We start from the raw sequence: 3734 nt of genomic DNA, 5'->3' as shown, positions 1-3734 counted from the left end.
TCGGGGGTGGGGGGCAGCAGCGCCTCCTCACGGAACAGCGTCGCGGGAGCGCCGGCATGACCCCGCCCCTGCCCTCTCCGGCGACCGCCGCAATCGCGCTGCCGATCGTGCTGCCGGCGCTGGTCGCCGCCGTTCTGGTGCTGTTCTTCCGCGGCCGCCGGGCCGTGCAGCGCGTCGTCTCCATCGGCGCGGCGGCGGCGCTGCTCGCGATCGCGGTCGGCCTCTACGCCGTGGCCCGCGAGGGCGGCGTCGCGCCCTATTATCTCGGCCACTGGCCGGCGCCGTTCGGCATCGTGCTGGTGCTCGACCGGCTCTCCGCCACCATGCTGGTGCTGACCGCCGGCCTCGGCCTCGCCGTCGCGCTCTACGCGCTCGGCGGCTGGGACATGCGCGGACGGCACTTCCACGCGCTCCTGCAGTTCCAGCTGATGGGGCTGAACGGCGCCTTCCTGACCGGCGACGTGTTCAACCTGTTCGTCTTCTTCGAGGTGATGCTGATCGCCTCCTACGGCTTGATGCTGCACGGTGGCGGCGCGCGACGTCTCACGGCCGGGCTTTCCTACGTCGCCATCAATCTCACCGGCTCGACCCTCTTCCTGTTCGCGGTCGGCCTGATCTACGCTGTCACCGGCACGCTCAACATGGCCGATCTCGCCGACAAGGTGGCGACCGTGCCGCCGGGCGACGTCGCGATCCTGCGCACCGGTGGCCTCCTGCTGCTCGTGGTGTTCGCCCTTAAGGCCGCGCTGGTGCCGCTGCACTGGTGGCTGCCCGGCGCCTACGGCGCCGCGCCCGGCCCGGTGGCGGCGCTGTTCATGATCATGACCAAGGTCGGCGCCTATTCGATCCTGCGCGTCTCCGTGCTGGTGTTCGGCGGCGAGGCCGGCGCGCTCGCCGATCTCGCCGCACCCTTCGTGCTGCCGGCCGCGCTGGCGACGCTGGTGATCGGCGCCGCCGGCGTGCTGGCGAGCCGCACGCTCTCGGCGCTCGCCTGCTTCGCGGTCGTCTGGTCGATGGGCTCGCTGCTCGTCGCACTCGGCCTGTTCGATCGCGGCGGCGTCGCGGCCGGACTCTATTATCTCGTCCACTCGACGGTCGCGGGTGCCGCGCTGTTCCTGCTGGTCGACCTCCTCGGCCCGCTGCGCGGGCGCGCCGTCGACCGTATCGCTCCGACGCCGCCGCTGCCCGCGGCCGCGCTCCTCGCCGGCCTGTTCTTCGCCGCCGCGATCGCCGTCACCGGCATGCCGCCGCTGTCCGGCTTCCTCGGCAAGCTCCTGATCCTCGACGCGACCGGCGCGGCGCCCGGCGCGGCGGTGGTGTGGACCGTGCTGCTCGCGACCAGCCTGGTCGTGATCCTCGGCTTCGCCCGCGCCGGCAGCACGGTGTTCTGGAAGACGCTTCCGGTGCGGCCCGGCGGCGATGCCGGGACCGCGGCACACCACCGCCCCGCGACGCCGCCGCGCCTCGCCGTCGCGATCTGCGCGGCGCTGCTCGCCGCGACGGCACTGCTGTCCGTGTTCGCCGGCCCGCTGACGGCGGAGCTCGAGGCGACGACGGCGCAGCTCTTCGACACCGCGGCCTATCGTCGGGCCGTGCTGCCGGCCCGCACCGCCGCAACCGCAGCCGCGACCGCAACCGACGGGGAGGTGGCGCCATGAGCACGCGCTCCACCCGAGAACGCCTGCTGCCGCATCCGATCCTCAGCGTCGTCGTCGCGATCGTCTGGATCGGGCTCGCCAACGACATCTCGGTCGGGAACCTGGTGCTGGGCGCGGCGCTCGGCCTCGCGATTCCCGCCTGGACGGCGTGCTGGTGGCCGGAGCGGCCGAGGATCAAGCGCCCGCTCACCATCGTGAGCTACATCGGCGTGGTCGCCTGGGACATCGTCGTCTCCAACATCGAGGTGGCGCGGCTGATCCTGTTCCGCCGCGGCGCCTCGCTGCGCTCCGTGTTCGTGACGGTGCCGCTCGATCTGACGACGCCCGAGGCGATCACGATGCTGGCCGGAACCATCACGATGACGCCCGGCACCGTGTCGGCGGACCTCTCCGCCGACGGCCGCAGCATCCTGGTGCACTGCCTCGACGCCGCCGACCCGGACGCCGTGGTGCGGCAGATCAAGACCCGCTACGAGCGTCGCCTGAAGGAGATCTTCGAATGACCGGAACGATCGAGATCGCCTGCATGGTCGCGCTCGCGGCGATCGCCGTCGCGGCGCTGCTCAACCTGTATCGTCTCGTCGTCGGTCCCGACGTGCTCGACCGCATCCTGGCGCTCGACACCATGGTGATCAACGCCATCGCCTTGATCGTCGTGATGGGCGTGTGGTACGGCACGGCGATCTATTTCGAGGCGGCGCTGCTGTTCGCCATGGTCGGCTTTCTCACCACCGTGGCGTTCTGCAAGTACCTTCTGCGCGGCGACGTGATCGAGTGAGCCCCATGATGGACCTGTCACAGATCACCGCGTCCGAGATCGTCGTCACCGCCCTGATCCTGATCGGGACCGTGTTCCTGTTCGTCGGCTCGCTCGGCCTCGCGACGCTGCCCGACCTGATGCGCCGCCTGCACGCGCCGACCAAGGCGACGACGCTCGGCATCGGCGCGATGCTGGTCGCCTCGATGCTGTGGTTCGACCTGCGGCACGACGCGCTGTCGTTCCACGAGCTCTTGATCGCGCTGTTCCTGTTCATGACGGCGCCGGTGTCGGCTCACATGATCGCCAAGGCGCACATGCTGCGCGACAAGGCCACGCAGGCGGCGCTCCCGCCGGCTCCCGGCTCGGGCTGGGCGACGCTGACGCCGCCCTCCGCCGACCCCCGCGAGACCTGATCAGGGCGCGATGTGGGAGCCCTGGTCGGGGGCGCTGCGCCCCAGCGCGCCGGCGAGGCGGTCGAGCCCCTCGGCCAGCATCGGGCCGCCGCAGACGGTCAGCATCTCGGGGATGACGATGCGCTTCTCCGGCGGATAGAGGCGCTGCAGCGCCGGATGCAGCAGGAAGGCCTGGCCCTGATCCTCCGCCGTCGTCAGCGCCGAGGCGACCAGCACGAGGTCGGGCTTGGTCGCGACGATCTGCTCGAGCGTCGCGAACCCGCCGGTGGCGATGCCCATCTCGGACGCCGCATTGATCAGCCCCGCGGTAGCCAAGAGCGAGCTCGTGAGGCTGTCGGCGCCGGGTATCCAGCCGCGCCGCGACACCGCGAGCACGCGCAGCCCCTTGCGGGTCGCGACCGCGCGCAGCCGCGCGACTGCCGCGTCGATCGCCGCGATGCGGGCCTCCGCCCGCTCCGGATGGCCGACGATCGCGCCCATGCGGGCGATCTGCGCCTTCGCCTCGTCGATCGAGCGGACGATGTCGAAGTCGGCGACCGTCAGGCCGCGGCGCGCCAGCAGCTCGCGTGTCGCGCGGCGCTCGAAACGGCCGGCGACGACGAGATCGGGCCGGAGCATCATCGCGTCCTCGGCCCCGCCCGACATCACCGGGAACCGCGCCGCTTCCGCGGCCGCCCATGACAATGTGGGATCGCGCGCGTAAGGACTCAGGCCGGCGATCTGATCAGGATCGGCAAGGCTGAGCAGGAGCTGATCGGTGCACAGATTGAGCGAGACGATCTTCTTTGGAGGCTCGGCCGCGGCCGGCGACAGCGCGGCCAAGAAGATTGCGGCTGAGAGCACGAGTCTGATCCACGAGCGACGGCGCTTGCGGAGATGCTGCAGGCCCCCCACCCCCGACCC

At 71.5% G+C, this 3734-nt stretch carries 5 protein-coding genes; 4 read left to right on the top strand and 1 reads right to left on the bottom strand.

The window, feature by feature from the left end; translation table 11 throughout:
* Positions 1 to 56 precede the first annotated feature (56 nt).
* The 4 genes from CCR97_RS19315 to CCR97_RS19300 are packed head-to-tail and all read left to right on the top strand — an operon-like array spanning position 57 to position 2831.
* The gene (locus CCR97_RS19315) at positions 57 to 1658 is read left to right on the top strand and encodes a monovalent cation/H+ antiporter subunit D (protein WP_111359987.1); all 1602 of its coding nucleotides are present in this window, start codon (positions 57 to 59) and stop codon (positions 1656 to 1658) included.
* Positions 1655 to 2161, top strand: a complete 507-nt coding sequence (locus CCR97_RS19310; protein ID WP_111359986.1) for a Na+/H+ antiporter subunit E — start codon at positions 1655 to 1657, stop codon at positions 2159 to 2161. The genes CCR97_RS19315 and CCR97_RS19310 overlap by 4 nt, the downstream gene beginning before the upstream one ends.
* Entirely contained in the window at positions 2158 to 2436 is a 279-nt protein-coding gene (locus tag CCR97_RS19305; RefSeq protein WP_111359985.1) for a K+/H+ antiporter subunit F, read from the top strand. Before CCR97_RS19310 ends, CCR97_RS19305 begins: the two co-directional genes overlap by 4 nt.
* Before the next feature lie 5 nt (positions 2437 to 2441).
* Positions 2442 to 2831 carry a Na+/H+ antiporter subunit G gene (locus CCR97_RS19300; protein WP_244670564.1) on the top strand — a complete coding sequence of 130 codons (390 nt, stop codon included), beginning with the start codon at positions 2442 to 2444 and terminating at the stop codon, positions 2829 to 2831.
* Here CCR97_RS19300 and CCR97_RS19295 read toward each other — a convergent pair whose 3' ends face one another.
* Entirely contained in the window at positions 2832 to 3674 is an 843-nt protein-coding gene (locus CCR97_RS19295) for an ABC transporter substrate-binding protein (RefSeq protein ID WP_245429200.1), read from the bottom strand.
* Between the last annotated feature and the right edge of the window lie 60 nt (positions 3675 to 3734).

Origin of the sequence: Rhodoplanes elegans, from assembly GCF_016653355.1 — a bacterium.
Taxonomy (GTDB): Bacteria; Pseudomonadota; Alphaproteobacteria; order Rhizobiales; family Xanthobacteraceae; genus Rhodoplanes; species Rhodoplanes elegans.
This window is presented reverse-complemented; position numbering and strand designations above follow the sequence as displayed.

What these genes read in the sequence shown, in the direction of transcription:
- CCR97_RS19315 (WP_111359987.1), top strand. Translation starts at nt 57, where the DNA reads ATGACCCCGCCCCTGCCCTCTCCGGCGACCGCCGCAATCGCGCTGCCG.
- CCR97_RS19310 (WP_111359986.1), top strand. Translation starts at nt 1,655, where the DNA reads ATGAGCACGCGCTCCACCCGAGAACGCCTGCTGCCGCATCCGATCCTC.
- CCR97_RS19305 (WP_111359985.1), top strand. Translation starts at nt 2,158, where the DNA reads ATGACCGGAACGATCGAGATCGCCTGCATGGTCGCGCTCGCGGCGATC.
- CCR97_RS19300 (WP_244670564.1), top strand. Translation starts at nt 2,442, where the DNA reads ATGATGGACCTGTCACAGATCACCGCGTCCGAGATCGTCGTCACCGCC.